Genomic DNA, 25,122 nt, shown 5'->3' on the forward strand with positions numbered 1-25,122 from the left:
TCACGCCCGCCCCTTCCTTCCCCCGAAGCGCTCCGCAACCACATTCGCAGCCGTCACGGCAAGAGTGGCCGCGAGCGCGGGCAGCCACGGCTGACGCACCGTCAACCCTGGTGTCAGCACCAGGGTCAGCAGTACGGAAAGGAAAGTGGCCAGCGTCGAAACCAGGGCGTCCGTGACCCGGCGTGCCCTCCCGAAGCTCACCCTCGTACGCGTCAGCACGCGCAGCGGATGCATCAGCAGACTGACCGCCGCCGTGCACGGAATCAACACCAGGGCCGCCCACACCACGGGCCACACTCCGTCGGACTCGACCGCCCCGCCGGAGGGAGCCACCACGAGCAGGAGCCCCGCGAGCAGGACCAGCACGAGCCAGACCGTCACACCGCCCCCGCACCCCGCGAACCCGACCGCGGACAGGGTCCGTTGACGCCACGTCAGGTCCGCCCGCATGGCCTCTTCGCGATGCTGCTTCACTTCTTCATCCCCCTTGCGGCAAGGAGGAGCAGGGCCGCACACACCGACCGGCACACAAGCAGAAGGGCCCCGTCGGCCCGCTCCCCCTGATCTATCACTCCGGGCGGTCAACCCGGACAGAACAAGATCACCCTAACGTGGCACCTGTGCCGATTTCGACCACCCCCGGCAGCGCGCAGGGCCTCCACCCGAGACCGTCCGCCCCTCTCACCGCGTCCGGGCGCGCTCGATCACCGCGAGAACGGCTTCCGTCACAGCCGCCGGCCGGCTGCGGTGGATGTAGTGCCCCGCGCCCCGCACCACCCTGTGCTCGCCCTGCACCGCTTCGGCGGCGATCTGTGCCTGGAGCTTCGTCCACCGCTCCCGCAACCGCAGGGGCACCCGGGTCTCAGCCATGGCGGTGCGGATCTGGTGGTCCCGGGCGTAGCACGCCAAGTCGGCCTGGACGAGCAGGTCCTGGAGCCGCGGGTCGTCCGTCACCTCGACGGCCGACCGCACAGCGGGCTTGCGCAGCGCACGTTCGATGCTTCCCACAGCCCTGTGCAGAACGAGCAACTGTCTGAAGGCTGACTCCATGATCCGCCCGAGCAGCGGGTCGAAGTCCTCGTGCGCCGGATCGACGAGGACCAGCCCCGCCACCAACTCCGTGGCGGTCCAGGCAAGGTGTTGGGCGAGCTGGCCTCCCCAGCTGTTGCCGACGAGAACGCACGGTCCCTGTCCCGTCTCCTTCAGCAGCGCGGTCAGGTCCGCCACCGCGGAGGCGGCGGACAGCCGCGGCGCCGGATCACTCATACCGAGCCCCGCCCGGTCGTAGGCGACGACGCGTACGTGCCCGGCCAGCGCGGGAAGGATCGGCGCCCAGGTCAGCGCAGGTGTACCGGCGGCCGCGTCCAGGACCACGGTGGGGCCGCCCGTTCCCGCCTCGACCCACCGCAGGGCCCGGCCACCGCCCCGGTCCAGCTCACCGAGCGTCACGCCGCCCGGTACGAGCTCACTCAGGGCCTTCACCACCGCGTCGCTCATGGGCTCCCCTCCCGTTGGGCGAAGCCCCCATGCTGACGGGCCCGGCCGCCGGACAATAGCCCCTTCCGGCAACCGTGTTGAGCCCATGTCCCCCTGCGCAAGGGCGGCCTTCATGACCACGCCAGGTCAGGAAGGCCGCCATCACGCCCCGGGCCGGGGGCGCACCCCACGGGTCTCAGGCCGCCACCAACTCCCTCCGTGCCGCCCTGCGCACCGCCGCCAGGACCGGGTCCAGCGTCGGCACCGCCGCCAGGAGTGCCTTCGTGTACGGCTCGGTGGGCGACCCGTACACCTCGGCGACCGTGCCCTGCTCGACGATCCGGCCCCGGTGCATGACCGCGATCCGGTCGCTGACCTGACGTACGACAGCCAGGTCGTGCGCGACGAACACCAGCGACAGACCGAGGTCGCGCTGCAACTCGCCCAAGAGGGCGATCACTTGTGCCTGTGTCGTGACGTCCAGCGCGGAGACCGGCTCGTCGCACACCACCAGCTTCGGCGACGGTGCGAGCGCGCGGGCGATCCCGACGCGCTGGCGCTGCCCGCCGCTGAATTCGTGCGGGTAGCGGTCGTAGCGGTCCGGGTCGAGCCCGACTCGCTCCAGCAGCTCCCGCACCCGGTCCCGCAGCACCTTCTCGTCGCGTTCCCCGGCCGCGCGCAGCGGGTCGGCGATGGCCTCCCCGATGCTGCGGCGCGGGTTCAGCGACGCCACCGGGTCCTGGAACACCATCTGCACGCCCGAGGTCTTCTCCGTACCCCCGTAACGGAGTTGACCCGAGGTCGGCTCCAGCAGCCCCACGAGCATCCGCCCGAGGGTGGTCTTCCCGCTGCCGCTCTCGCCGACGATGCCCAGCGTCTCGCCCCGGCCCACCGTCAGCGACACGTCGTCGACGGCGGTGACGGTCCTGCGTCCCTGCCGGAACTCCCGTCGCAGACCGACGGCTTCGAGGACGGGATCCCCGGCGGCCACCGGCTGGCGGCTGAGCGGGGCGTCCAAGCGCGGCACGGCTTCCAGGAGGGTCCTCGTGTACGTCCGGGCGGGTGCGGCCAGCACCTCCGCGACCGGGCCGCGCTCCACGGCCCGCCCCTCCCGCATCACCAGCACCTCGTCGACGCTCTCGGCCGCCACCCCCACGTCATGCGTGACCAGCAGCAGCCCCATGCCCTCCTCGCGCCGCAGCCCGTGCAGCAGGTCCAGGATCTGGGCCTGCACGGTGACGTCCAGCGCGGTGGTGGGCTCGTCGGCGATCAGCAGCTTCGGCTCGCAGGCCAGGGCCATGGCGATGAGCGCCCGCTGGCGCATACCGCCGCTGAACTCGTGCGGGCGCGAGCGGGACCTGCGTACCGCATCCGGAATCCCCACCCGGTCCAGCACCTCGACGGCCCGCGCACGCGCAGCCCGCCGGGACACCTTCCGGTGCACCCGCAGCACCTCGGCGATCTGGTCGCCGATCGCGTAGTACGGGTCCAAAGACGACAGCGGGTCCTGGAAGACCATGGCGGCCTTTGCCCCGCGCAGCGCACGCAGTTCGGCCTCCGAGGCCGCGCCCACGTCCACGCCGGCCACCTTCAGCGAGCCCTCGACCCGGGCGCCGGTTCCCCGGTGCAGCCCGAGCAGGGCGAACGCGGTCGCACTCTTCCCGGAGCCGGACTCGCCGACCAGGGCGAGCGCCCCGCCCTCGGGCAGCGAGAACGACAAGTCCCTTACAGCAGCGACCTCTTGGGCTCCCGGGAAGGTCACCGAGAGACCCTCCACCTCCACCACGAAACCCGCGCTCATGAGAGCACCACCCGTCGATCGGCCACCGCGTACAGCAGGTCCGCGACGGCATTGGCCAGCACCACGAAGAACCCCGTCACCAGCACCATCCCGACGACCACCGGCAGATCGACGACCTTGACCGCCTCCACCAACTCCCGTCCCAGGCCCGGCAGTCCGAAGAGGGATTCGGTCAGCACCGCGCCGCCGAACATGGACCCGAAGTCGAGCGCGCTCAGCGCGATCACGGGTGCGACCGCGCCGCGCAGGGCGTGCCGCCCGACGAGAGCGCGCTCGCTGACTCCGTACGCACGGAACGTACGTACATGGTCCTCCGCGAGCGTCTCCAGCATCGAACTCCTGGTCAGCCGGGCGTACTTGGCGGACTCGATCGCCGCCAGCGACACCCAGGCCAGCAGCAGGTTCCACGCCCACTGCTCCGGGTTCTCGCCGAAGGGCACGTACGTCGGGAACGGCAGCCACTGGAGCGTCGAGCAGAACACGATGATCAGCAGCAGTCCGATCACGAAGACCGGCGTCGCGGTCCCGGCGAGCGTGAGCCAGGTCAGCACCCGCTCGGTGGGACGGCCGCGCCGCCACACAGACAGCACACCGGTGCCCACGCCCAGCAGCAGCCACAGCGCGAACGCGCCGATCACCAGGGACCCGGTGACGGGCAGCTTGTTCAGGATCAGCTGGGTGACCTGCTGGTCGCTCTGGTACGAGACGCCCAGGCACGGTGCGTTGCAGTGCAGCACGCCGACGCCGGACGAGTAGTCGCGGCCCGCGAAGATGCCCTGCACGAAGTGCGCGTACTGGAGCCACAAAGGGTCCCCGAGCCGCAACTGCTCGTGTACCTGCGCAACTTGGGCGGGCGAGCAGCGCGGACCGCAGGCGATCTGCGCGACGTTGCCCGGGGCGACGTAGAAGACGAGGTAGAGGAAGACGCTCAGCGAGAGCAGGACGAAGACCGCCCCGCCGAGCCTGCGCAGCAGGAAGCCGGTCACTGGGCACCACCCTTGCGGCGGGAGAGGAGCCCGCGGCGCACGCCGCCCAGCCGCGACTGCGACCGGGGGTCGAGCGCGGTGCGCACACCCTCGCCGAGCACCGTCAGCGCGAGGACGGTGACGAACAGCAGCGCCGCGGGGATGAGCAGGTACGACGGCGCCGCCTGGTACCAGACGTCGGCGTCGGTGAGCATCTGCCCCCACGACGGCGTCGGCGGCTTGATGCCGACGCCCAGGAAGGACAGCGCCGCCTCGACGGTGATGTTCTGCGGCACCAGCAGCGCGGCGTACGTGATGACGGGCGCGGCCAGCGACGGCAGCATCTCGCGGTGGGCGATCTTCCACTTGCCCCAGCCGCTGAGCCGGGCCGCCGAGACGTAGTCCAGCGATTTCAGCGCCAGGGTCTGGGCGCGCACGATCTTCGACGTACCGGCCCAGTTGATCAGGCCGACGACCAGCGCGATCAGCACCGGACGCGGGAACTCCGGCGGTACGACGGCGAGCAGCGCGAGCGCGATCACCATCAGCGGCATCGCCACGTTGACGTCCGTGATCCGGCTGAGCACCTGGTCGACGGCCCGGTTGCCGAGCCCGGCCGCGAGGCCGATGACGACGCCGAGGAAGACCTGGAGAAGGGTCGCGAAGACGGCGACACCGAGGGACACCCGGGCGCCGTAGACGATCCGGGCGAACAGGTCGCGGCCGGTCTGCGGCTCCACACCGAGCCAGTGCTCCGCACTGATCCCGCCGAAGGAGCCCAGCGGCACGCCACCCGCCGCCGAGTCGACGAGCGAGGGGTGGAAGGTGTTCGGGTCCTGCCCCTCCAGGGCGGTGAGCAGCGGCGCGGCGAGCGCCACCAGCACCAGGAACGCCACCACCGAGGCGGCGACGACGGCGGAGCGCTGCGCACGCAGCCGCCGCCAGAACTGACGGGCCCCCGAGGCGGGGACGGCGGCCGGCGCCGTCCCCACCTCCTGGGCCAACAAAGCCTCGCTCATGGTTACTTGACCGCAACCTGCGAGACGTCCAGCACACCGGTCCAGTCGCTGATCACGATGTTCTTGACGTCCTTGCCGTACAGCCGCTTGTAGACCGGGTGGAACAGCGGCACGGTCAGCGCCTGCTCGCCGATCTTCTTGTCCAGCGCACCCCAGCGGGCGGCGGCCGCGTCCAGGTCCGTCAGCTTGTTGATCTCGTCGATCTCCTTGTTGACGGAGGCGTCGTCGAACTGCGCGTAGTTGAAGTTGGCGCCGTCCTTCACGATCTGGCGGCCGTCGAAGAGCGGCGCGAGGAAGGGACCGCCCGACGGCCAGTCGGCACCCCAGTGCGCGAGGAAGAAGCCGGGCTGCTTCTTCACGCTGTGGATGGTGTCGTTGTAGTCGTTCTCCTCGAGTCCCTTGAGTTCCAGGGTGATTCCGGCCTTCTTCAGCGCGTCCTGGAGCGCGGTGGCGATCTCCGGGCTGGTCTCGCGGTCCTTGGCGTTGGAGTGCGTGAGGGTGATGGTCAGGCCCTTCTCGTGCCCGGCCTCCTTCAGCAGCTCCTTCGCCTTGGCGGCGTTGCCCGACTCACCGGCGGGGAAGTGGTCGTACTTCACGTACCCGAAGGACTTCTGCGGCGGCAGGTTCGTCGTCGCGGGCAGGGCGAGAGAGGAGCCTCCGGCCGCGTTGATCACCGAGGAGCGGTCGACGGCATACGCGATGGCCTGGCGGACCTTCGGGTCGTCGAAGGGCTTCACCTTCGGGTTGAACGCCAGGTAGTTGGTGTAGCCGAAGTGCCCGGTGCCGACCCGGTCGGCGAGCTTCTTGTCCCCGGCGACCTTGGCCAGCTCGGCAGGACCCAGGTTGTTGTCGGTGGTCACGGCGGCGGCGTCGGTGCCCGCGCTCGCGGAGAGCCGCTGGTTGATGACCGCCGGGTCGAGCCCGGAGTTCACCTCGATCTTGTCGGGGTACGCCTTGCGCTCCTCGTCGGTCTTCGCGTCCCAGTGCGGGTTGCGCTCCAGGAGCAGCTTCTCGCCGTCGTTCTCGTTCTTGACGACCTTGTACGGTCCCGAGGAGACGGGGTGCTCCTCGTACTTGGCCCCGGTGTCCTTGGCCTTGGGCACCGGAGTGGTCTGCGTCTGGGTGGCCAGGTAGGGGAACTCGCCCTCCGGCTTGTTCAGGTGGAAGACGATCGTCTTCGCGTCCGGGACCTCGATCGAGTCGAGCCCCTTCTTGTCCTTGTACGGACCCTGGTAGTCGGCCCCGCCGATCAGCCAGTCCCTCAAGTACGGTGCGCCGCCCGAGAGTTCGGCCGCGAAGGACCGCTCGATGCCGTACTTGATGTCGGCGGAGGTGATCGCCGTGCCGTCCTCGTACTTCAGCCCGTCCTTCAGGGTGTACGTCCACACCGTGGCGTCCTTGCTGGGCTTGCCCAGGTCGGTGGCGAGGTCGGGGACGACCTTGGTGCCCGCGGCGCCGTTCTCGCGGTTGCGGGTGGTGAGTGTGCGGAAGACCAGCGACGGGACGTTGCCGCCGCCGGAGGTGTAGAGGCGGGCCGGGTCGAAGTCGGTCTGCGGCTGCCGGTTGAGGATCTGGAGGGTGCCGCCCTTCTGCGGGGCGCCGGCCTTGCCGCCCGCACCGCTCGCGGAGGCGGCGTTGTCGCCCTGCGGACCGGCGCAGGCGGTGGCGGCGGTGGCGAGCGCGACACTGGCGGCGACGACGGCCACCCGGCGGGATATGACGGTTCTGGGCATGGAAATGCGACCTCTCGGAATTCAGGAAAGAAATTCAGGAAGAAAAGCGCACGCAGGCGCACGGAATTCCGGGAGGGGAATCACGAAGAATGCCGCGCCTGCGGACGGGATGCAGAAGACACATGCATACGCCCGGGCGCGGCAACTACAGCAGGGAAACGAAGATTTCCGACGCGCACCTGGGCAGACGTCAGCGACAGAGAATGTCTGCCACGCAATGCGCGGTCACACCGATGAGCGCGAGCTCAATGGCTGCGCAATCGGTGGCGGCGGCGTGGCGGGGTGACATGCCGAGAAATATGAACGACCCCGCCTTTTATGTCAATCTCACTCTGAGACGCCGTCTCGCATACCGAGACAAACCGGTGTCATGCCGGGTCCGTGACCGTCGGCGAGCCGGGCCGGGGGAGCGGCACGGAGGGGGCGTACTGGGCGGCCTGGGCGGTGAACATGGCCGCGTATCGCCCCTGGGCGGCCATGAGTTGGTCGTGGGTGCCCTGCTCGGTGAGCCGCCCGCGGTGCAGGACGTGGATGTGGTCCGCGTGGCGCACCCCGGACATGCGGTGGGTGACCAGGACGACGGCCCGGTGCGGGGCGGCGAGCCGGCGGATGCGGTCGAAGGCCTCGATCTCGGCCTCCGGGTCGAGCGCGGAGGTGGGCTCGTCCACGATCAGGACGCTGTCCGCCCGCGAGGTCGTACTGCGCCAGTGGGTGCGGGCCAGCCCCATCTTCTGCCACTCGCCCCCGGACAGCTCGGTCGCGCCCCGGAAGATGCGGGCCAGCAGGCTCCTCAGTCCGTACGGAAGCTTGGCGACGACGGCACCCGCCCCCGCGTAGTCGACGGACGGCCGCAGGTCCTCCTCGGCCGCGGGCCGGGCGGGGCGGCCTATCCGGATGTTCATCGCGGCCGTCACCGGCCAGCGCTGGAAGTCCTGGGTCAACAGCGAGACCCGCTCGAAGACTTCGGCACGGTCCAGCCCGGTGACGTCCGCCCCGCCCCAGTGCAGCGTGCCGCCCTGCGGCAGCAGCAGACCGGAGAGGACCTTCATCAGGGTGCTCTTGCCGGAGCCGTTCTCCCCGACCACGGCGGTGACCGACCCCATGGGCAGCGTCAGCGAGACGCCGTCGAGCGCGGGGCTCTCGGAGTCGGGGTAGCGGTAGGTGACGTCGTCCAGGACGACCTGCCCGACCTTCCCGGGGACCGGGTCGCCGCCCCGGGGGACGGCCCGCTCGGCGGCCTGGGCGAGGAACCGGCCGTGGTCGCGGACGTACAACGACTCCTCGTGCAGATGGTTGATGTTCATCACCAGCGCGCCCAGGCTCGCCGACCCGGACCGCACGGCGATCACGGCGGTACCCGCCACGGCCAGACCCATCCGGCCGGTCGTGATCAGCGCGAACATCGCCCCGTACGTCACCACCACGGCCACCCCGGACAGCGCGGAGGCCACCCACTCGGTGACCGCCTTGCTGGAGGCCAGCCGCTCCTGCTCGGCCTCCGCGCTCTGCGCCATGCCCTCGTACCGGCTGAGCAGGAACGCGCCGACGGCGTGGATGCGCACCTCCTGGGCGGCGGTGCGCTCGGTCAGGAGATTGCCGATCAGCCGGCTCGCCCGGACGTGCTCGATCCAGCTCATGATCGATACGTACCGTTCCTGCGCCACCCGCATGGCGCCCCAGCCGCGCGGCGCGGCGATCAGGGCCAGCATGGGCAGGAGCACCGGATCCAGGACGGTGAGCACGCCCGCCGTGGCGATCAGGGAGATGGTGCTGTTCAGGGCGGCGACGCTGACGCCGATCATGCGGCGTGCGGAGCCGGGCCCCTGCTGGGCGATGTCGATGAGGCGGCGGAATTCCGGATCGTCGATGGCTTCGAGCTCGACGCAGGCGGCTGCCGCCAGGTACTGGGTGGTGGCGATCCGCTCGACCAGCGGCTCCAGTCGGCCCGCCCGCGAGGTGGACCACCCGGCCAGGGCGGAGTTGACGACGGCGACGGCCGCGGCGGCCGACAGCGCGGGCAGGAGCGCGTACACCCGCTGGGCGGGGGTTCCGGTTCCGCCCAGCAGGACGTGCATGACGGCGTTGACGGCGAGCAGCCCCACGGCGGCGGCGAGGCCCTGGCCGACCTCGCTGACCATCACGGCGAGCAGTCCGCGCCGGTCGGCCTGCCAGGCCATCCGCAGTGTCGCGCCGACCAGCGACGGCATGGACCGCAGCGCGGTCAGCATGGTCAGGTCGAGGGCGGCGTGCTCGTGCTTCGACCAGCCCATGTCGTAGCGCAACGGCCCGCCGAACAACTCCCTTTCGGCGTCCGACACTTGGGGCTCGGCCATCCGTACGGGACCGAAGAATCGCTTCACGGGGCAGCACCTCCTGAGGGCTCTCCATGGATACCCGTAAGAGCCTGCCCCATGGAGGATCCGGCCGGGGCTACGCGGTGTTCTGGGGAGCCCGGACCTCCAGGACGACGGCGGTCCCGGCGACGGGCCCGCCCTCGTACATCGTGATCGTCTGCCCGCGCCGGAGGTGTCGCCACCGTGCGGGGGCAAGGGGTGCGAGCCGCACCGTGGCCCGTTCGCCGGGGCCCAGCGAGGGCGCGGATTCGACCCAGAGGCTTGCGATGTCGAGAATCGGCCCGCCGCCCGGGGCCAGGTTGCCGATGTCCCACATCGGCCGCAGAGCACCGGCTCCGGAGAAGGGCGTTCGCCGACGGTACTCGCCGGTGGGGCGGAGGGTGAGATCGGCCCGTACCATCCCGTGGCGGGATTCGTAGGAGCGCCAGTGGCACCAGGCGGCGCTTCTCTCGAACCGCAACTTCTCGGCGGCCCCGGCGAGTTCCTCCCAGAAGTCGGGCGGGAGCGAGTGGCCGCCGCCGAGCTCCTCCAGCAGGCCGAGGGCCACGTCCCACTCGTCGTGGACGAGGTGGTCCCAGACGTCGTCGACCGTGAGGTCGTTCTCGCCGGCCGTCTCCTCGGGGGCCAGCAGGGAGGCCGCTCTCAGCAGTTCGGTTACGTCCATGGCCTGATTCTGGGGGGTGGTCCCGCCGGGTGCCATGCCCGGTCAGCCAGTGGGTCCGGGATCCCGCCAGCCGCCCTCGACGGCCGGGGCGGTGCCTGCGGGGACGCTGGAGGCCATCAGTGCGGCTGCCTCCTCGGCGGTGAGGCCGGTGCCGAGCACGCGTGACGGTGTACCGGCAGTCGCGTCCGTGACCACCTCCCACCGCCCCTCCCACGTCGGAACCACCCGGGGAAGCACCGAGTGGAACGGATCGGCGGTGCTGCTGAGCAGGCTGAACTGACCGTGCGACGGCCACGGGAAGAAGACCCGCAGGGCCGGCTGCGCGTACAGCGCCTCGGCGAGTTCGGCGTCGCCCAGCCTGATCACCGGCGAGCGCTCCAGGGTCAGCCGCCAGGCGGTCGCCACGACCCGGCCGGGCGGTGCCGCCTTCATCGGATCGTCCGCCAGGAGGGGCCATTCACGGCGCAACGCATCGAGCGGTGCGCCCTCGCTCCACCGGTGCAGGAGGTCGGCCACCACCGCGAGGCTGTCCGTACTGCCGAAGGCGCCCCAGCGCCACCCGTTCTCTTCGGTGATCTCGATACGGAACTCACGCTCGTCGGCCTGGGGCGCGAAGACCGAGAACCGGGCCGCTCCCCTGACGCAACGCGCTGCCGCTGTCGGCGCGTACCCCGCCACGGCCTCCGGGGGAAGGACGGTCTTCCCCGGCGAGCCGCTTCGCGAACCACCGCTTCCGCCAGGCCGCCCGGTACCGCCGGCTCCGGACCGGGGGCGGCCGATATTTCGTTCGCGTGTTCCTTCATGCCGTTACGGTAGTGGGCCGTGCGCCTCGGCCTCGGCCAGGAGGCGGTACAGGACGGGAACCGGGATCTCCGGATTGGTCACCACCGTGCCCGCCGTCTCGCGGTCGTGCAGCAACCCGGCCAGGACCCGGGCCGGCAGCCGGGATCTGCGCATCGCGGTCAGCCGGACGGAGGACTCCGGGTCGTTCAGCAGCAGTACCGCATCGGCCGGTGACAGCCGGGGGTCCTCGGCCGCGCGGCGGCGCACCTCGGCCTCCGGGTCGCGGGCGCACCGTACGACGTCGGCAGGCGTGGACTCCGGATCGTCCAGCACCAGCCGACGCATCCGCCCGGCGGGGTCGTCGGCGTACCGGAGCAGGCCCGTACGGGGGAAGTTGGGGTGGCTGCGGGGGCGGTCGGGGTAGGAGAAGCTGCCGTCCCACCAGCGCCACACCTCCAGCAGCAGCTCCTCCGGCGCGTCGTCGCACGACTCGGCGAGGAACAGCCGGACCACCCGGTCCACGTCCCCGGCGAGCAGTTCCACGACGTCCGGCGGAAGACGGCGGGCCCGGGCCACGCTGTGGCGGATGCGGGGATGGGACGACTTGGCGAGGCGGCGCATCGCCTCGGCGTCACCGTGCAGGTCCGCGACCCAGGGCAGGGTGCGCGACATCATCGCCGGGTCGAAGTCGTGGCGTACGGCGGCGCGTTGGTCCTCGTCGAGGTCGGCCCGTACGGCCACCACCGCGCGGACTTCCTCGTACGGGTCCTCCGCCAGGGCGGCGACGCCGCGCGAACTGAGCCGGGGGTTGGCGGCCAGCGTCCGGCGCGCCTCCGGGTCCGCGTCCAGGACCAGGTCCGCCTCCAACTCGGCCTCGAAGCAGCACTGTTCGAGCGCACGCCAGGGCTGCGGCAGTGCGTCGAAGACTTCGCGGGGCATGGCGGCGTCGACGTGGTGGGCGAGCAGTGCGGTCGTGCGTACGGTGTCGTCGGCGTCGGCCAACAGGCGTGCCCGCAGCGGTAGTTCGAGATCTGCCCACCGGGCGCAGACGGCCGCCCGCACGCCGGGGCGGGTGTCGGTCGCGAGGGCGGGGAGGAACTCGGCGGGGAGCCCCGGGAGTTGGGCGGCTTCGGCGCGGCAGGCGCCGGCGAGGAGGTTCTCGTACACGTCCGGCGGGAGTGCGACGTCCCAGGCACAGGCCTGCTCCGCCACGAGGACGCGTCGGCTCGACGACGGTTCGGCGCGGATCAGCCGTATCCACTGGTCGGCAGTGATCTTCGGCCGGAAGGTGTCGGCGAGCCTGCTGCGCACCTGGGGATCGGGGTGCGAGACGGCTGCTTCGAGCACGGCGGGCCGGTCGCAGCCGTGCAGAAAGCTCGTATGGACGTCCAGCAGCCGTATCAAGAGGTCGTCCGGGGCCGCCGGATTGGAGCCGATCCACTCCGCCCAGTGCAGAGGCAATCCCGGCTGCCCCGGCCACCCCGGCTGCATGGGAACCGCTGCCCACACCTGGGCGCGCTCGTCCTCCGTCTCGCACCCAGCGGCCACGGCGGCCTCCGCCAACCGTTCCGGCAGCCGGTCGAGCGCCGTCAGCCGGGGCCCGTCCGCACCGGGCACCTCCGCCAGCAGCACCCCTCCGTCGCTGGAGAGCGCCACGAAGCCGGGGCCGCCGATCAGCCCCGGCACGTTGTCGCCGGTGCGGCGGACCCGCGTCCACCGGGCGTCGTTGCCGCCGATCCGATGCCCCAGGACGGCCACCAGGAACTCGCCGTCGGCACCGGCGAGACGGTCCCACCAGGAGGCGTCCCACGCGTCCCGGACGACGCCTTGCGGTGCGGTGATCCCGCGCGCGATCCGCCAAGCAGCCTCGGGCGGGAAGAGGGTGTCGGGGAAGACGTCCTCGACGACGGTGAGTCCGGCGTCCGTGGTCAGCAATCGGTGGAGTTTCTCTTGGCGTTGCACGCGGTCATGATCCCCGGGGGCCTGCGGTGGGACAAGGCCCGTGCCGGGGGCGACGATTCAGGCGGAAACGCGAGTACGGATGTGCAGGGGCGCCGGTGTCGCCGGGCTCAGTTCAGCAGAAGGGCGAGGCCGCCGATCGTGTACGTGATCATCAGTGCGAGCAGGGGCAGTTGGCCGACCACGGCCCGGGCGGGCGGGAAGAGGCGGACGGAGCGGTCGTGGGCGGCGACGACGCCGAGCACGTGACCGGTGACGACGGCGGTCACCTGGAGGACGGCCAGGGCGCCGGGACCCATGGGGGGCAAGGGATCGGGGGCATTGTCAGTGCCGAGTGCCATGCTTGCCGTACGTGGTCCTTCGGTCACCAGGAGGGAGAAGTAGTGGGCGACGAGATAGCCGAGGGCGATCGGCACCAATGAGTGCGCGAAGGCCGTGAGCGGGGCGGGGTGCGGTCCGCTGAGGAGCCGGGTGGCTGCGGCGCACAGGCAGTAGAGGACGGCGACGAGGGCGACGGCGCCGAGGAGACCGAGGGTGGCCGTGAAGGTGCGGCCGAGAGGGGAGGTCTGGATCGTGTTGATCCAGGAAGGGCTGTCGGAGAAGCCGTCGTAGGCGGTGGAGCCGAGCAGGACGCAGACGGTGGCCACGAGCCCGGGGCGTTCGGGCGTCGCGTCGAGTCCGTGGAAGGGGTTGCGGAGGACCAGGCGGCCGTCGACGCGGCGGCCGACGGGGGAGAGGCGGGCCAGCAGGGTGGAGTAGGCCTCGAAGGGATCGCCGTCGGCGAACCAGCGTTCGCCGTAGCGGGCGGCGCAGCCGAGTTGGACGACGATGTGGACGAGCAGGGCGATCAGGAGGGAGGTGCGGGCGGCGGGCTCGGGGGAGACGAGCTCCAGCCAGGTGAAGGCCAAAAGCCCGGCCGCGGCGGGCCATTGGCCGAGCCGGGGCGGGAGCGGGTGAGGGCGGAGAGGGTGGCCGCTCGCCCGGGCCCGGACCCGGGCGAGGAGCCGGTGCAGGGGGCGGAGCGGGTTGAGGAGGCGCCAGACGGGGCCGAGGAGGAGGGAGGCGGGCACGAGACCGACCCAGAGCAGGACGTAGACGGCGCCGGGAGCGGGATTGCGGTCGGGGTCGTCCGGGCCCAGGAGGAGGTACAGGACGAAGACGACTGCGGCGGCAAGTCCCAGCCCTCGCAAGGTGGTTCGGATGACCGGTGCGTCGGCCGCGCGCTGGAGTCGGACGGGCAGCGCGAGGCCGGACCGGTCTCCGCGGAATCGGGAGGTGGACCAGAGCAGCCCGAGGGCGAGGAAGGAGACGAAGAGCGCCGCGAAGGCTCCGGAGAACGCGTAGAAGGGGGAGATCGGCAGGTCGTGCTGGGAGCCGATGCCGTGGGCGAGGTACACCGGCGACGCACCGTCGTGGGCGAGGGCTACCGGGTCGTGGACGAGGATCACCGGCGGCTCATCGGACGAGGAGCTGGGTCAGGACGAGGCCGGACTCATGGGTCTCGACCTCGAAGAGGCCGCTGCGGTCGACGGTCAGCAGCAGGGTGGCCTCGCGGTCGGCGGGCAGGGGGAGTTCCTTGTCGTAGCCGTGGACGTGCAGGGTGTCTTCCTGGTCGCTGGTGACCTGCAGGGCGACGCGTTGGCCGCGCTTGAGCTCGGTGCGGCCCGGGGCGGGGGAGACCTTGCCGTCCTTGACAGTGATGGTCACGGTGTGGTCGGCCGCCGGGCCGCTCTGCGAGGGGGTGGGATCCGGGGCGGGGGCCGTCGTGGTGGGGGCGGGGTGACTGTGACCTCCGGTGCCAGTGGTGGTCGCGGTGAGCGGGACGGAGACTTCCACCGGCTTGCCCGCGACTGCCCAGGTGGTGTGGTCGTCCGCGTACAGGCGGACGGTCAAGGTGTGGGCACCCTTGGGGACTTGGGACGCGGGCAGATGGAACCAGGGGCCGTACAGGCGGGCGATCTTGCGCTTGTCGAGCTCCAGGTGGGCGTGGCCCGTGCCGGGGAGGGCGGCGCCGCCGACGCTGTCGGGGGTGAAGCGGAAGCTCCGTACCGTCAGCTGGAGGTTCCAGCCGTCCTCGGAGTCCGGGCGCACGGCGAGCTGCACCTGCGGGGCGCCTTCGGCCGCGACCTCGCGGAGCCGGTGCCCGGCGCCGTCGTCGGAGCTGAGCAGGGTGCCGACGTTGCCGGAGGCCTCCTGGTGCGTGGTGCCGGGTTTGTGGTGGGTGGTGGCCGGTTCGGCGCAGCCGGTCGCCGTGGCGGCGAGCAGCAGGACGAGGACGAGTGCGAGGAGGGAGGGTGGGGTGAGGGGGCGGCGGGTGCGGGCGGTGGCTCGGTGACGGGTGCCCCGGGGACCGCGGACGCCGCGGGGACCACGGGCGCCCCGGGTACCACGGACGCCCCGGGGACCGCGGACGCCGCGGGGACCACGGGCGCCCCGGGTACCACGGACGCCCCGGGGACCACGGGCGCCGCGGGGACCACGGGCACCCCGGGCGGCTCGGCCCGGGACGGCTCCTGCCGTGTCCGGCGTGCAGGCGGCGCACCGGAAGCGGCCGTCGGCGAAACCGGCGGTCGAGGGCAGGTCGTCCTCGGGCCGTGCGGTCACAGTGCCTCCCGTGGCAGTGGCGGAGGTTCGGGTCACGATGTCGCTTCCTGAGAGCCGGAGTCGGAGCCAGGGCCGGAGCCAGGGCCGGAGCCGGGACGGGTGTCCGTGCCCGTGGCGGGGCGGGTGCCCGTGCGGGTGCCGTCGGTCGGCGCGGGCCCCGGGCCGGGGGTCTTCGCGTCCTCGCCGCGTGGCCCGCCGACGAGGGCGTGGTCCTGGTCGCCGTCCGGGGTCTCGCTCCCGGGGAGGTCGTCGCCGGCATCCTCGTCGGACCCGGCTGCCGTCCCCGGCCGGCCCGCCGAGGCGATCATGGCCCACAGCACCCACACCACCGCGACCAGGGTCCGTACCCAGGCCGGACTGACCGGCACCCACGGCACCATCAGCACCGCCTTGTCGAAGGCGTCCAGCAGGGTCAGCGCCCCCAGCAGCAGCGTGAGCCGGGCCAGCCAGGGCCGGGTCCCCCGCAGGGCCAGACCCGCGCCGACCCACCACAGCCCGAGGCAGAGCAGCGCCGCAGCCGGTACGGGCGTGGAGGCCAGCGGCATGGTCGAGCCCGCCACGTCCAGCACCAGACCCACCAGCCCCAGCAGCGTGGCAAGCGTCCCCAGCCGGGACTTGCGCAGCCGCCGCCACCACAGCACCCCGCCGACCAGCAGCAGGACCGCCGCCACCGCCAGCGCGATCTGCGTCTCCACCCGCTCCACCCCACGCGCGCCGTACCAGTCGCAGCCCGAGGGCAGCCGCCGGGCCTGCACGTTGTAGTCGGAGCAGATCAGCAGCTGTGCCAGCTTGACCGGTTCGCCCACCAGCCGGTCCGAGCCGCCCGAGAGGTCCCCGCGTTCGTCGCCGCACAAGGGCAGGGTCCCGGGGCTCGATCCGTCCGGCCCGTCCTGCCAGCAGTTCCCCTTGCCCTGGCCGTCCCAGGTGACGTCCATGCCGTTGGGCCGGGAGGTGCCCTGCTTGTCCTTGCCGAGGACGTTGCCCGCGTACCGGTTGTGGTGCGAGGTGTCGGTCTGCTTCGCCCACGCCTTCTCGCCCCGGATGAAGGCGGGGACGGCGTTGAGGTAGAAGGCGGCACGCTTGTGCCCGTACACCCAGTTGTTCTCGTACAGGTTCCAGTTGCCGCCCGCGGTGATGATGCCGGTTCCCGGGGGCATCGAGATCTGCGGGCAGACCACGCCCCGCTCGTAACCGCGCTCGACGGGCGGTTTCGCACAGGTGCCGTCGGCGACGTACGGGTAGTAGTCGGCGTTGTTGTCGTGGATGAGGTTGCGTTCGAACCTGGCGTGGTTCTGCGGGAGTCCGGGGTGCCCGGGGAAGGCGCTGTCCATGGAGGCGCCGCCCATGTTCTGGTCGAACTCGTTGTCGTGCACCCAGACCGAGTCACCGGCCGTGCCCGAGTAGCCGACCATGTTGTGGTGGCTGCGGCAGCCGGTGATCTCGATCGAGTACCGGGGGACGTCGTAGCCGCGCCCGTCGTTGATGTTGGACGCGCTGCCCGGGTAGATGCCGGAGTCACCGTTGCCGTACGACTCGCAGTTCTTGTACAGGCCGTGGTCGCTGGCGAAGGTCAGGAAGCCGTACTCGTCGTTCCAGCGCGTCAGTACGTCGTCGATGACGAAGCCGTCGCCCGCGAGGACGTACAGCGAGTTGAAGGTGGTGCGCTGGGCGGTGAAGTTGCGGAAGTAGACGCCGTCGGACTCGTCGGCGCGGATCGCGTTCAGCTTCTGGTACTTGGCGTCGACGACGACGTCGAGACGGGTGGCGCCGGTGCCCTCGATCTGGAGGTTCTTCTTGCCGAGGATCGCCACCAGGTTCTGGTTGTGCGGACACTGCGACTGCTGTGCGTACGACAGGATCTGGTACCCGAGCGAGGAGTTCGGGGCCTTGAGCGAGGCGCACGCCCCGGTCGGCTTCGGCAGCGAGGGCTCCTCCTCGTACAGGCCGGGCAGGATCGCGATGTTCATGCCGGGCCGCTTCACGGCGTCGACGGCGGCCTGGAGATGGCGGTAGCCGCTCTTCTGACAGCGCGCGAACAGCGCGAGATTGCGCTGCTTCAACTGCTCGGGGAAGGCGGCGATCCGACGCTCGAAAGCGTCCCGGTCGGTCTTGCAGACCAGGAGATCGGGCTCGCCCGTCCGGTACACGGGTACGGACCCGGAGCCGTCCGGAAAGGTGACGGGCCGCTCCTCGTGCGCGCTCGCGGCAGGCGCGGCGATCACGATCAGCAGCAGGGCGAGAAGAGCGGCGAGGAGCGCCGCCGGCACGGCAGAGAACCTGCGGGTCCACGACATGAGCGCGAGAGTAGAGCATTGTTCATCTTTTAGGGACCCCTCGTGCACGGATTCGTGGGCCCCCCTCCGGGGCGCGAGCCGCAGACGCCCGTCCGGCGGTCGACGCTGGCCCGTGTCGGAGAGTCCGGCGGCTCTGCGGGGGCAGAAGATGTGCCACGGAGGGCGCGCCTCGCACCGGGACCGGGTGTGCGGTTGCGTCCGCGTTCGAGAGAGGACCGCCCGTCATGGTCAACGTGTCACGCCAGTTCACCGTCGCCACACCGATGCCGGTGATCATCGAGTACCTGAAGGACTTCTCCCGTACGGAGGAGTGGGACCCCGGCACCAAGTCCTGCACCCGCATCGGTTCCGGAGCCGTGGAGGTCGGAGCCCGGTGGCGCAACGTCTCCGTCTTCCGGGGCAAGGAGACGGAGCTGACCTACCGGCTGGTGGACCTGGCGGCGAACCGGGTGGTGTTCGTCGGCGAGAACAAGTCGGTCACCACGAGCGACGACATCAGCCTCGCCCCCGCCCCCGGCGGAACCGAGGTCACCTACCGTGCCGTACTGGACTTCAAGGGCCCGCTGAAACTCGTCGCCCCCTTCCTCGGGCGGGAGTTCGAGCGCCTCGCGGACGAAGTGGAGAAGCAGCTGCCCCGGATCCTGGAGGAACTTCCGGGCGCGGCAGGGTAGTCCACCAGGGGTTCGCGGGCGGGGCGCCTTCAGGCCGCGCCCCGCTCCTTCAACAGTCCCTCGAAAGCAGGTGCGTTGAACAGCGCGTCCCCGTCCTCGATCTTCTTCCCGTCCAGCAGCACGGCGGGCACCGACCTCTCCCCGCTCGCCTCGAAGGCCTTCAGGGACTTCTCGACCCAGCTCTTGTAGGAGAGGTCGTTCACCGCCTTGTCGAAGGCTTCGCCCCGCAGCCCCTTCACCTGGGAGCCCAGCTTCAGCAGGTACGCGTTCGAGAAGCCCTGCGCCTCCTCGCTGCCCTGCGCCGTGAACACCGCCTCCAGGTACTCCGTGAACCTCCCCTGCTCCAGTGCCGCCCGCAGCGCGTTGGCCGCCCGCGTCGAGCCGGCCGTCTCGCCCCGGTCCAGGAACGAGGCGATGGTGTACTCGGCCTTGAGCTTCCCGGCACGGACCGCCTTCGCGACCGCCTCCCCGCCGCCCGTCTCGAACTTGGCGCAGTACCCGCACTGCGGGTCCACCGAGATCCGTACCGTGTGCGGTGCGTCCGGCCTGCCGACGACCACGGTGGTGCCGTCCTTGGCGAGCGCGGCCGGGAGCCCGTCCGCATGCCCGGCGGGGGAGACGGTGACGCGGGGCGCCGGGGCCTCGGTCGTGCGCGACGTCGCGCCGCACGCCGTGGCCGCCGCTGCGACCAGTGCGGCCGTCAGCACGGCGACCACCGCCCGCCCTGTCCGGCGTGCGAAGAACGTAGGGGTCATGGGCCGGGCCTCCTGGTCGTACCTGGGTCGTCCACGGCCCACGCTAGGAGCCCGGGACCGTCCCTCCGCCCGCCGGAAGACCCTTCCTCCGGGCCCAAAGTCCCTCGGACCCCCGTCAGGAACAGACGAGCAGCAGCGCCAACAGCCCCGCCGAACAGGCGAGTTCGACCATCCCCACCGTCCGCACTCGCATCCCCCGCCCCGGCAGCACCGCCGCCCGCACCAGGAAGCAGGCGAAGAGCGCCGCCGACACCGGCATCAGCACCGCCGCGCAGACCAGCGCCCCCGCGTGATACGCCACGGAGCCGTACAGATACCGGCGGTTCCGGCGCTCCCGGACCATCGTCTTCACGTACAGGACCGTGCCCGCGAAGTAGAGGAAGCAGAGCACGGTCGGCACCACCCCCTGGGCGAGCGTGCCGCCGCCCACCCGCACCGCGACCAGCAGCACCGCGCACGCCGGGGCGACCGCCAACAGGCCGTTCACCAGCGCCCGTTCACGGTTGCGCCACGCGTACCAGGTGTTCGCGGCGAAGAACGGCAGCGCGGCGGCCACCGCGACCAGCAGCCACGGCCGCAGCACCACGAGGACCAGCCCCAGCACCGCGCACGCCGCCCCGAACACCGCCAGCGGCCTCACATGCCGCCCCGCCGCGCGCGGATTGCGCGACACCCTGCGCAGCCGTACGTACTGCTGGAGATGGAAGGCCGTCGCGTACGCCAGCAGCCAGCCCACGAACAGCGGCAGATGCAGCCACACCGGGCCGCCCAGGAAGGCACCCACGGCGAACGGCACGGTCAGCATGGCCCACGCACCGTGCTGGTCAGGCACCCACTTGGTCCGCTTTCCGCTCATGCGGTACGTCCCTCACGGCATGCGGTACGTCCCCCACTCACGCGGCGACCCCCTGTCGTAGCAGCGCCGCGCCCAGCACCGCCCCCGGCCCCTCCGCCTCGCCCGGCCTCGCCAGCAGCTCCACCGGAACCCCCGCCTCCGCCCCCTCCGGCGGGACCACCGCCAGCGCGTCGCACGAGGCCAGGCCGCGCAGCATCGCCGGGCCGTGGAAGTCCAGCGGGTGCACCGCCCCGTCCCGCACCGCGACCGGCACCAGCGCCGTCGACGGGGCGCGCCCGGCCATCCGTACCCCCGCCGGAAGCCCGGCCGGCGCGGCGGCCGGCAGGCCCGCGAGGGTGCGCAGCAGCGGCACGGCGAGGGTGGCCGTCCCGGCGACCGCCGCCAGGGGATTGCCCGGCAGCCCGACGACCGGCCTGCCGTCCGGGAGGAGCGCCAGCAGCATCGGGTGCCCGGGACGTACGGCGACGCTGTCCACCAGCATCCGCGCCCCCAGCGCCTCCAGTGCCCGCCGCACATGGTCGACCGGGCCGCGCGCCGAGCCGCCCGTGGTCAGCACGACGTCCGCCGTCGAGCGCGACAGCGCGGCGCACAGCGCGTCGAGGTCGTCGGCGACCCGGCCGCGCGACGCCACCCGTACCCCGAGCGCCTCCAGCCACGGCACCAGCAGCGGACCCAGCGCGTCCCGTACCCGGCCGCGCCCCGGCAGGCCCCGGTCGAGCAGTTCGTCGCCGAGGACCAGCAGGTCGGCGCAGGGGCGGCCGGTGACGGTGAGCGCGTCGTGCCCGCAGGCCGCGGCGAGGCCCAGGACGGCGGGGGTGATCCGGGTCCCGGCCGGGAGCAGCGGATCGCCCGCCCGGCACTCCTGGCCGCGCAGCCGGATGTCCCGGCCCGGCGGCAGGTCGTGCCCGTGGGCCAAGACCGTCGCCCGGACCACCTTCAGCACCCCGTCCTCCCCGAGCAGACCGTCCTCGCTGCGCAGCACCAGGCTCGTGCCCGCCGGAAGGGGCGCACCGGTCGCGATGGCCACCGCCTCGTCGGGATCGAGCGGCCTGCCCGTTCCGCCTGCCAGCACCCGTCCGCGTACGACGTGCCAGGGGCCGGGGCCCCGCACCGCCCAGCCGTCCATCGCGGACGTGTCGAAGGCGGGCAGGTCGGTGAGGGAGGCGAGCGGTGCGGCCAGCACCCGGCCCGCCGCGTCGGCCAGCGGCAGCCGCTGCGGGAGCAGGGGCCGCACGGCACGGGCCGCGGCCGTACGGGCGTGTGCCCAGGTGTGCATGAGACCGACCGTCCTTCGGATTGCGGCGGACCAAGAGAGCCAAGAGAACGAAGAGGGCCAAAAGGCCCATTCCGCAAGCGCATTGTTGCCGAATTCCACCATGTCACCGCTCCTGGAACGGGATTGTGGAATTAGGTCACCGTCTGACGGGACTTAAGTCCCCGCGTTCGCCGAAGAAGCGTGCATAGGGTCAATACGGGCCACTGGCCCCGAGTTTCCCCATTCCCGGTGCACGGAGGGTCAAGTTGCGGCAGAACCAGAGCGGTGCTGCGGAAGCACTGCTCAAAGCCGGACGGTATTTCACCAGGGCCGAAGTGTCCGACGACCTGAGAACGGTGCACCGCACCGGCGGACGGGACGGCGAGCGGTTCTACCGCGAGCGCTGGAGTCACGACAAGGTCGTGAACTCCACGCACGGCGTCAACTGCACCGGCTCCTGCCGCTGGAAGGTCTACGTCAAGGACGGGATCATCACCTGGGAGACCCAGGCCACCGACTACCCCTCCGTCGGCCCCGACCGCCCCGAGTACGAACCGCGCGGCTGCCCCCGGGGCGCGTCCTTCTCCTGGTACAGCTATTCACCGACCCGGGTCCGCCACCCGTACGTGCGCGGCACCCTCCTCTCGATGTACCGCGAGGCCAAGAAGCGCCTGAAGGACCCCGTCCTCGCCTGGGCCGACATCCAGCGCGACCCCGTCCGCCGACGCACGTACCAGCAGGCCAGGGGCAAGGGCGGGCTGGTCCGCGCGACCTGGGACGAGGCCCTGGAGATCGCCGCCGCCGCGCACGTGCACACCATCAAGGAGCACGGCCCCGACCGGGTCGCCGGGTTCTCCCCGATCCCCGCGATGTCGATGGCCTCGCACGCGGCGGGGGCCCGCTTCCACTCCCTCATCGGCGCGCCGATGCTGTCCTTCTACGACTGGTACGCCGACCTCCCGGTCGCCTCCCCGCAGGTCTTCGGCGACCAGACCGACGTCCCCGAGTCGGGCGACTGGTGGGACGCCGCGTACCTGATGATGTGGGGCTCGAACGTCCCCGTCACCCGCACCCCCGACGCCCACTGGATGGCCGAGGCCCGCTATCGCGGCCAGAAAGTCGTCACGGTCTCTCCCGACTTCGCGGACAACACCAAATTCGCCGACGAATGGATGCACCCGCACCCCGGCACGGACGGTGCGCTCGCCCTCTCCATGGGCCACGTCATCCTCAAGGAATTCTTCGTCGACCGCGAGACCCCCTTCTTCCGGGATTACGTACGCCAGTACACGGACCTCCCCTTCCTGGTCACCCTCCGCGACACCGAGAACGGCCTCGTCCCGCACAAGTTCCTGAATGCCGCCGACCTCGGCCAGGACACCGAGAACGCCCAGTGGAAAACCGTCCTCGTCGACGACACCACCGGCGAACCCGTCGTCCCGCACGGCACCCTCGGCCACCGCTGGGGCGCCAACGAGACCCCCGAGTGGAACCTCGACCTCGGCGACACGGTCCCGCGCCTGTCCCTGTACGGCGAGGAGACGGCCGAGATCGTCCTCCCCCGCTTCGAGGAGGACCAGCCCGGCACCGTACGGCGCGGCGTCCCCGTCCGCCGGATCGGCGACCGGCTCGTCACCACCGTGTACGACCTGATGCTCGCCCAGTACGGCGTCGCCCGCGACGGCCTCCCCGGCGAATGGCCCACCTCGTACGACGACGCGACCCAGCCCGGCACCCCTGCCTGGCAGGAGACCCTCACCTCCGTCCCGGCGGCCCAAGCGGCGCGCTTGGCAAGGGAGTTCGGGGAGACGGCCGAGAAGTCGCAGGGCCGCTGCATGATCCTGATGGGCGCGGGAACGAACCACTGGTTCCACTCCGAGACCATCTACCGCACCTTCCTCGCTCTGCTCACCCTCACCGGCTGCCAGGGCCGCAACGGCGGCGGCTGGGGCCACTACGTCGGCCAGGAGAAGTGCCGCCCGGTGACGGGCTGGGCCACCCTCGCCAGTGCCTCCGACTGGGCGCGCCCGCCGCGCCACATGATCGGCGCGGGCTGGTTCTACCTGCACACCGACCAGTGGCGGTACGACACCCTCCCCGCCGAATCCCTCGCCTCACCCCTCGCGGAGGGCGCCTTCGACGGCATGTCCGGCGCGGACTGCCTCGCCGCCTCCGCCCGCATGGGCTGGATGCCCTCCTACCCCACCTTCGACCGCAACCCCCTCGAACTCGGGGCTGCGGACGACCCGGTGAAGGCGGCCGTCGCCGAACTCAAGGCGGGCACCCTCGGGTTCGCGGGCGAGGACCCGGACGCCCCGCAGAACTGGCCGCGCGTCCTCAACGTATGGCGCGCCAACCTCCTCGGCTCCAGCTCCAAGGGCAACGAGTATTTTCTCAAGCACCTCCTGGGCACCCACAACAACCTCCCCGACGACGGCCCCCGCTGCGCACCCCGCGACGTGACCTGGCACGAGGAGGACGTCGAGGGCAAGCTCGACCTCCTCATGGCGATGGACTTCCGGATGACGTCCACGACACTCCTCGCCGACGTCGTCCTCCCGGCCGCCACCTGGTACGAGAAGCACGACCTGTCCTCCACGGACATGCACCCCTTCCTGCACGCCTTCACCCCGGCCGTCGACCCGCCCTGGCAGGCCCGCTCGGACTACGACGCCTTCCACGCGCTGGCCCGCCGCTTCGGCGAGCTGGCAGGTGAACACCTGGGCGTACGGCGCGACGTGGTGGCGACCGCACTCCAGCACGACACCCCCGGCGGCGAGATGGCGCAGCCCGGCGGCGTCGCCCTCGACTGGTCCAAGGGCGAATGCGAGCCGATACCAGGCCGGACCATGTACAACCTGGCCGTCGTGGAACGCGACTACGGCGCGATCGGCGAGAAGTTCGCCGCCCTCGGCCCGCTGATCGACAAGCTCGGCGTCACCACGAAGGCCATCACCTTCGACGTCGGCGAGGAAGTCGACTACCTCGGAGCGAAGAACGGCACCGTACGCGGCGGAGTCGCCGACGGCCGCCCCCGCCTGGACACCGCCCAGCGCGCCTGCGAGGCGATCCTCTCCCTCTCCGGCACCTCCAACGGCCGCCTCGCCGTCCAGGGCTTCGAAACCCTGGAGAAGAAGGTCGGCACGAAGATGGCCCACCTCGCCGCCGAGGCCGAGGGCAAACGGGTCACCTTCGCCGACACCCAGGCCCGGCCCGTACCCGTCATCACCTCCCCCGAGTGGTCCGGCAGCGAGTCCGGCGGACGCCGCTACACCGCTTTCACCGTCAACACCGAACACCTCAAGCCCTGGCACACCTTGACGGGCCGTCAGCACTTCTTCATCGACCACGACTGGCTGCACGAGGTCGGTGAGGCCCTCCCCGTCTACAAGCCGCCGCTCAACATGCACCGCCTTTACGGGGAGCCGGAGTTGGGCCGCGTCGAGGGAGGCGACGGCGAGCGCCCGGGGGAGAAGTCGGTCGCCGTCCGCTACCTCACCCCGCACAACAAGTGGGCCATCCACTCCATGTACCAGGACAACCACTACATGATGGCCCTCGGCCGCGGCGGCCAGACGGTGTGGATGTCCCCGCAGGACGCCGAGTCGATCGGCGTCGCCGACAACGACTGGATCGAGGCGGTCAACCGCAACGGCGTCGTCACCGCCCGCGCGATCGTCTCCCACAAGATGCCGCCCGGCACCGTCTACATGAACCACGCCCAGGAGCGCACCGTCGGCGTCCCCCGCACCCAGAAGACCGGCAGACGCGGCGGCATCCACAACTCCCTCACCCGCGTGATGCTCAAGCCCACCCATCTCGTCGGCGGCTACGCCCAGTTGACGTGGGCCTTCAACTACCTCGGCCCGACCGGCAACCAGCGCGACGAGGTCACCGTCATCCGCCGCCGCAGCCAGAACGTGGAGTACTGAC

Annotated in this window: 19 protein-coding genes; 2 read left to right on the forward strand and 17 right to left on the reverse strand. The window is 71.5% G+C overall.

Annotation, left to right across the window (positions count from 1 at the left end; genetic code table 11):
* The 14 genes from IE269_RS23230 to IE269_RS23295 all read right to left on the reverse strand — a co-directional run bounded on the left by IE269_RS23230 (position 1) and on the right by IE269_RS23295 (position 17,652).
* Positions 1 to 474: a hypothetical protein gene (locus tag IE269_RS23230; RefSeq protein ID WP_189825008.1), complete on the reverse strand. Its 474-nt coding sequence runs from the start codon at positions 472 to 474 to the stop codon at positions 1 to 3.
* A 207-nt stretch (positions 475 to 681) separates the two neighbouring features.
* Positions 682 to 1,497: an alpha/beta fold hydrolase gene (locus IE269_RS23235; RefSeq protein ID WP_189825009.1), complete on the reverse strand. Its 816-nt coding sequence runs from the start codon at positions 1,495 to 1,497 to the stop codon at positions 682 to 684.
* A 175-nt stretch (positions 1,498 to 1,672) separates the two neighbouring features.
* Positions 1,673 to 3,277, reverse strand: a complete 1,605-nt coding sequence (locus tag IE269_RS23240; protein ID WP_189825010.1) for a dipeptide ABC transporter ATP-binding protein — start codon at positions 3,275 to 3,277, stop codon at positions 1,673 to 1,675.
* On the reverse strand, positions 3,274 to 4,263 hold the full coding sequence (locus IE269_RS23245) for an ABC transporter permease (protein ID WP_189825011.1): 990 nt from the start codon (positions 4,261 to 4,263) through the stop codon (positions 3,274 to 3,276). Before IE269_RS23245 ends, IE269_RS23240 begins: the two co-directional genes overlap by 4 nt.
* Positions 4,260 to 5,261: an ABC transporter permease gene (locus tag IE269_RS23250; protein ID WP_189825012.1), complete on the reverse strand. Its 1,002-nt coding sequence runs from the start codon at positions 5,259 to 5,261 to the stop codon at positions 4,260 to 4,262. Before IE269_RS23250 ends, IE269_RS23245 begins: the two co-directional genes overlap by 4 nt.
* A 2-nt stretch (positions 5,262 to 5,263) precedes the next feature.
* On the reverse strand, positions 5,264 to 6,994 hold the full coding sequence (locus IE269_RS23255; RefSeq protein WP_189825013.1) for an ABC transporter substrate-binding protein: 1,731 nt from the start codon (positions 6,992 to 6,994) through the stop codon (positions 5,264 to 5,266).
* A 190-nt stretch (positions 6,995 to 7,184) separates the two neighbouring features.
* Positions 7,185 to 7,283, reverse strand: a complete 99-nt coding sequence (locus IE269_RS43290) for an Ms4533A family Cys-rich leader peptide (protein ID WP_318299659.1) — start codon at positions 7,281 to 7,283, stop codon at positions 7,185 to 7,187.
* Between the two features lie 79 nt (positions 7,284 to 7,362).
* Positions 7,363 to 9,327, reverse strand: coding sequence for an ATP-binding cassette domain-containing protein (locus IE269_RS23260; protein WP_189825082.1), 1,965 nt, complete (start codon positions 9,325 to 9,327; stop codon positions 7,363 to 7,365).
* A 97-nt stretch (positions 9,328 to 9,424) separates the two neighbouring features.
* Positions 9,425 to 10,012 carry a hypothetical protein gene (locus IE269_RS23265; protein ID WP_189825014.1) on the reverse strand — a complete coding sequence of 196 codons (588 nt, stop codon included), beginning with the start codon at positions 10,010 to 10,012 and terminating at the stop codon, positions 9,425 to 9,427.
* A 42-nt stretch (positions 10,013 to 10,054) separates the two neighbouring features.
* Positions 10,055 to 10,690 (reverse strand): DUF6193 family natural product biosynthesis protein, encoded by a 636-nt coding sequence (locus IE269_RS23270; protein ID WP_189825015.1) that lies wholly within the window; start codon positions 10,688 to 10,690, stop codon positions 10,055 to 10,057.
* 129 nt (positions 10,691 to 10,819) lie between these two features.
* The gene (locus tag IE269_RS23275; protein WP_189825016.1) at positions 10,820 to 12,757 is read right to left on the reverse strand and encodes a hypothetical protein; all 1,938 of its coding nucleotides are present in this window, start codon (positions 12,755 to 12,757) and stop codon (positions 10,820 to 10,822) included.
* 107 nt (positions 12,758 to 12,864) lie between these two features.
* The gene (locus tag IE269_RS23280) at positions 12,865 to 14,151 is read right to left on the reverse strand and encodes a hypothetical protein (protein ID WP_189825083.1); all 1,287 of its coding nucleotides are present in this window, start codon (positions 14,149 to 14,151) and stop codon (positions 12,865 to 12,867) included.
* A gap of 58 nt (positions 14,152 to 14,209) precedes the next feature.
* The gene (locus IE269_RS23285) at positions 14,210 to 15,358 is read right to left on the reverse strand and encodes a collagen-like triple helix repeat-containing protein (protein ID WP_308436975.1); all 1,149 of its coding nucleotides are present in this window, start codon (positions 15,356 to 15,358) and stop codon (positions 14,210 to 14,212) included.
* A 32-nt stretch (positions 15,359 to 15,390) separates the two neighbouring features.
* Positions 15,391 to 17,652 (reverse strand): right-handed parallel beta-helix repeat-containing protein, encoded by a 2,262-nt coding sequence (locus IE269_RS23295; protein ID WP_189825017.1) that lies wholly within the window; start codon positions 17,650 to 17,652, stop codon positions 15,391 to 15,393.
* Between the two features lie 224 nt (positions 17,653 to 17,876).
* Between IE269_RS23295 and IE269_RS23300 the strand changes: the two genes are divergently transcribed.
* A complete protein-coding gene (locus IE269_RS23300) occupies positions 17,877 to 18,323 on the forward strand; it encodes an SRPBCC family protein (protein WP_189825018.1) in 447 nt (148 codons plus the stop codon).
* A 29-nt stretch (positions 18,324 to 18,352) separates the two neighbouring features.
* Here the strand turns inward: IE269_RS23300 and IE269_RS23305 are convergent, their stop codons facing one another.
* The 3 genes from IE269_RS23305 to IE269_RS23315 form a co-directional block, all read right to left on the reverse strand.
* The gene (locus tag IE269_RS23305; RefSeq protein WP_189825019.1) at positions 18,353 to 19,078 is read right to left on the reverse strand and encodes a DsbA family protein; all 726 of its coding nucleotides are present in this window, start codon (positions 19,076 to 19,078) and stop codon (positions 18,353 to 18,355) included.
* Between the two features lie 115 nt (positions 19,079 to 19,193).
* The gene (locus tag IE269_RS23310) at positions 19,194 to 19,934 is read right to left on the reverse strand and encodes a YwiC-like family protein (RefSeq protein ID WP_189825020.1); all 741 of its coding nucleotides are present in this window, start codon (positions 19,932 to 19,934) and stop codon (positions 19,194 to 19,196) included.
* Positions 19,935 to 19,971: 37 nt separating this feature from the next.
* Positions 19,972 to 21,210 (reverse strand): molybdopterin molybdotransferase MoeA, encoded by a 1,239-nt coding sequence (locus tag IE269_RS23315; protein WP_229898096.1) that lies wholly within the window; start codon positions 21,208 to 21,210, stop codon positions 19,972 to 19,974.
* Between the two features lie 245 nt (positions 21,211 to 21,455).
* Between IE269_RS23315 and IE269_RS23320 the strand changes: the two genes are divergently transcribed.
* Positions 21,456 to 25,121: a nitrate reductase subunit alpha gene (locus tag IE269_RS23320; RefSeq protein ID WP_189825022.1), complete on the forward strand. Its 3,666-nt coding sequence runs from the start codon at positions 21,456 to 21,458 to the stop codon at positions 25,119 to 25,121.
* The last annotated feature ends 1 nt before the right edge of the window (position 25,122 follow it).

This window comes from Streptomyces spiroverticillatus (assembly GCA_014650415.1).
Classification (GTDB): Bacteria; Actinomycetota; Actinomycetes; order Streptomycetales; family Streptomycetaceae; genus Streptomyces; species Streptomyces spiroverticillatus.

Coding starts and splice junctions, on each gene's coding strand:
- IE269_RS23235 (WP_189825009.1), bottom strand. CDS start 1,497: ATGAGCGACGCGGTGGTGAAGGCCCTGAGTGAGCTCGTACCGGGCGGC.
- IE269_RS23265 (WP_189825014.1), bottom strand. CDS start 10,012: ATGGACGTAACCGAACTGCTGAGAGCGGCCTCCCTGCTGGCCCCCGAG.
- IE269_RS23310 (WP_189825020.1), bottom strand. CDS start 19,934: ATGAGCGGAAAGCGGACCAAGTGGGTGCCTGACCAGCACGGTGCGTGG.
- IE269_RS23240 (WP_189825010.1), bottom strand. CDS start 3,277: ATGAGCGCGGGTTTCGTGGTGGAGGTGGAGGGTCTCTCGGTGACCTTC.
- IE269_RS23315 (WP_229898096.1), bottom strand. CDS start 21,210: ATGCACACCTGGGCACACGCCCGTACGGCCGCGGCCCGTGCCGTGCGG.
- IE269_RS23250 (WP_189825012.1), bottom strand. CDS start 5,261: ATGAGCGAGGCTTTGTTGGCCCAGGAGGTGGGGACGGCGCCGGCCGCC.
- IE269_RS23260 (WP_189825082.1), bottom strand. CDS start 9,327: ATGGCCGAGCCCCAAGTGTCGGACGCCGAAAGGGAGTTGTTCGGCGGG.
- IE269_RS43290 (WP_318299659.1), bottom strand. CDS start 7,283: ATGTCACCCCGCCACGCCGCCGCCACCGATTGCGCAGCCATTGAGCTC.
- IE269_RS23295 (WP_189825017.1), bottom strand. CDS start 17,652: ATGTCGTGGACCCGCAGGTTCTCTGCCGTGCCGGCGGCGCTCCTCGCC.
- IE269_RS23305 (WP_189825019.1), bottom strand. CDS start 19,078: ATGACCCCTACGTTCTTCGCACGCCGGACAGGGCGGGCGGTGGTCGCC.
- IE269_RS23300 (WP_189825018.1), top strand. CDS start 17,877: ATGGTCAACGTGTCACGCCAGTTCACCGTCGCCACACCGATGCCGGTG.
- IE269_RS23255 (WP_189825013.1), bottom strand. CDS start 6,994: ATGCCCAGAACCGTCATATCCCGCCGGGTGGCCGTCGTCGCCGCCAGT.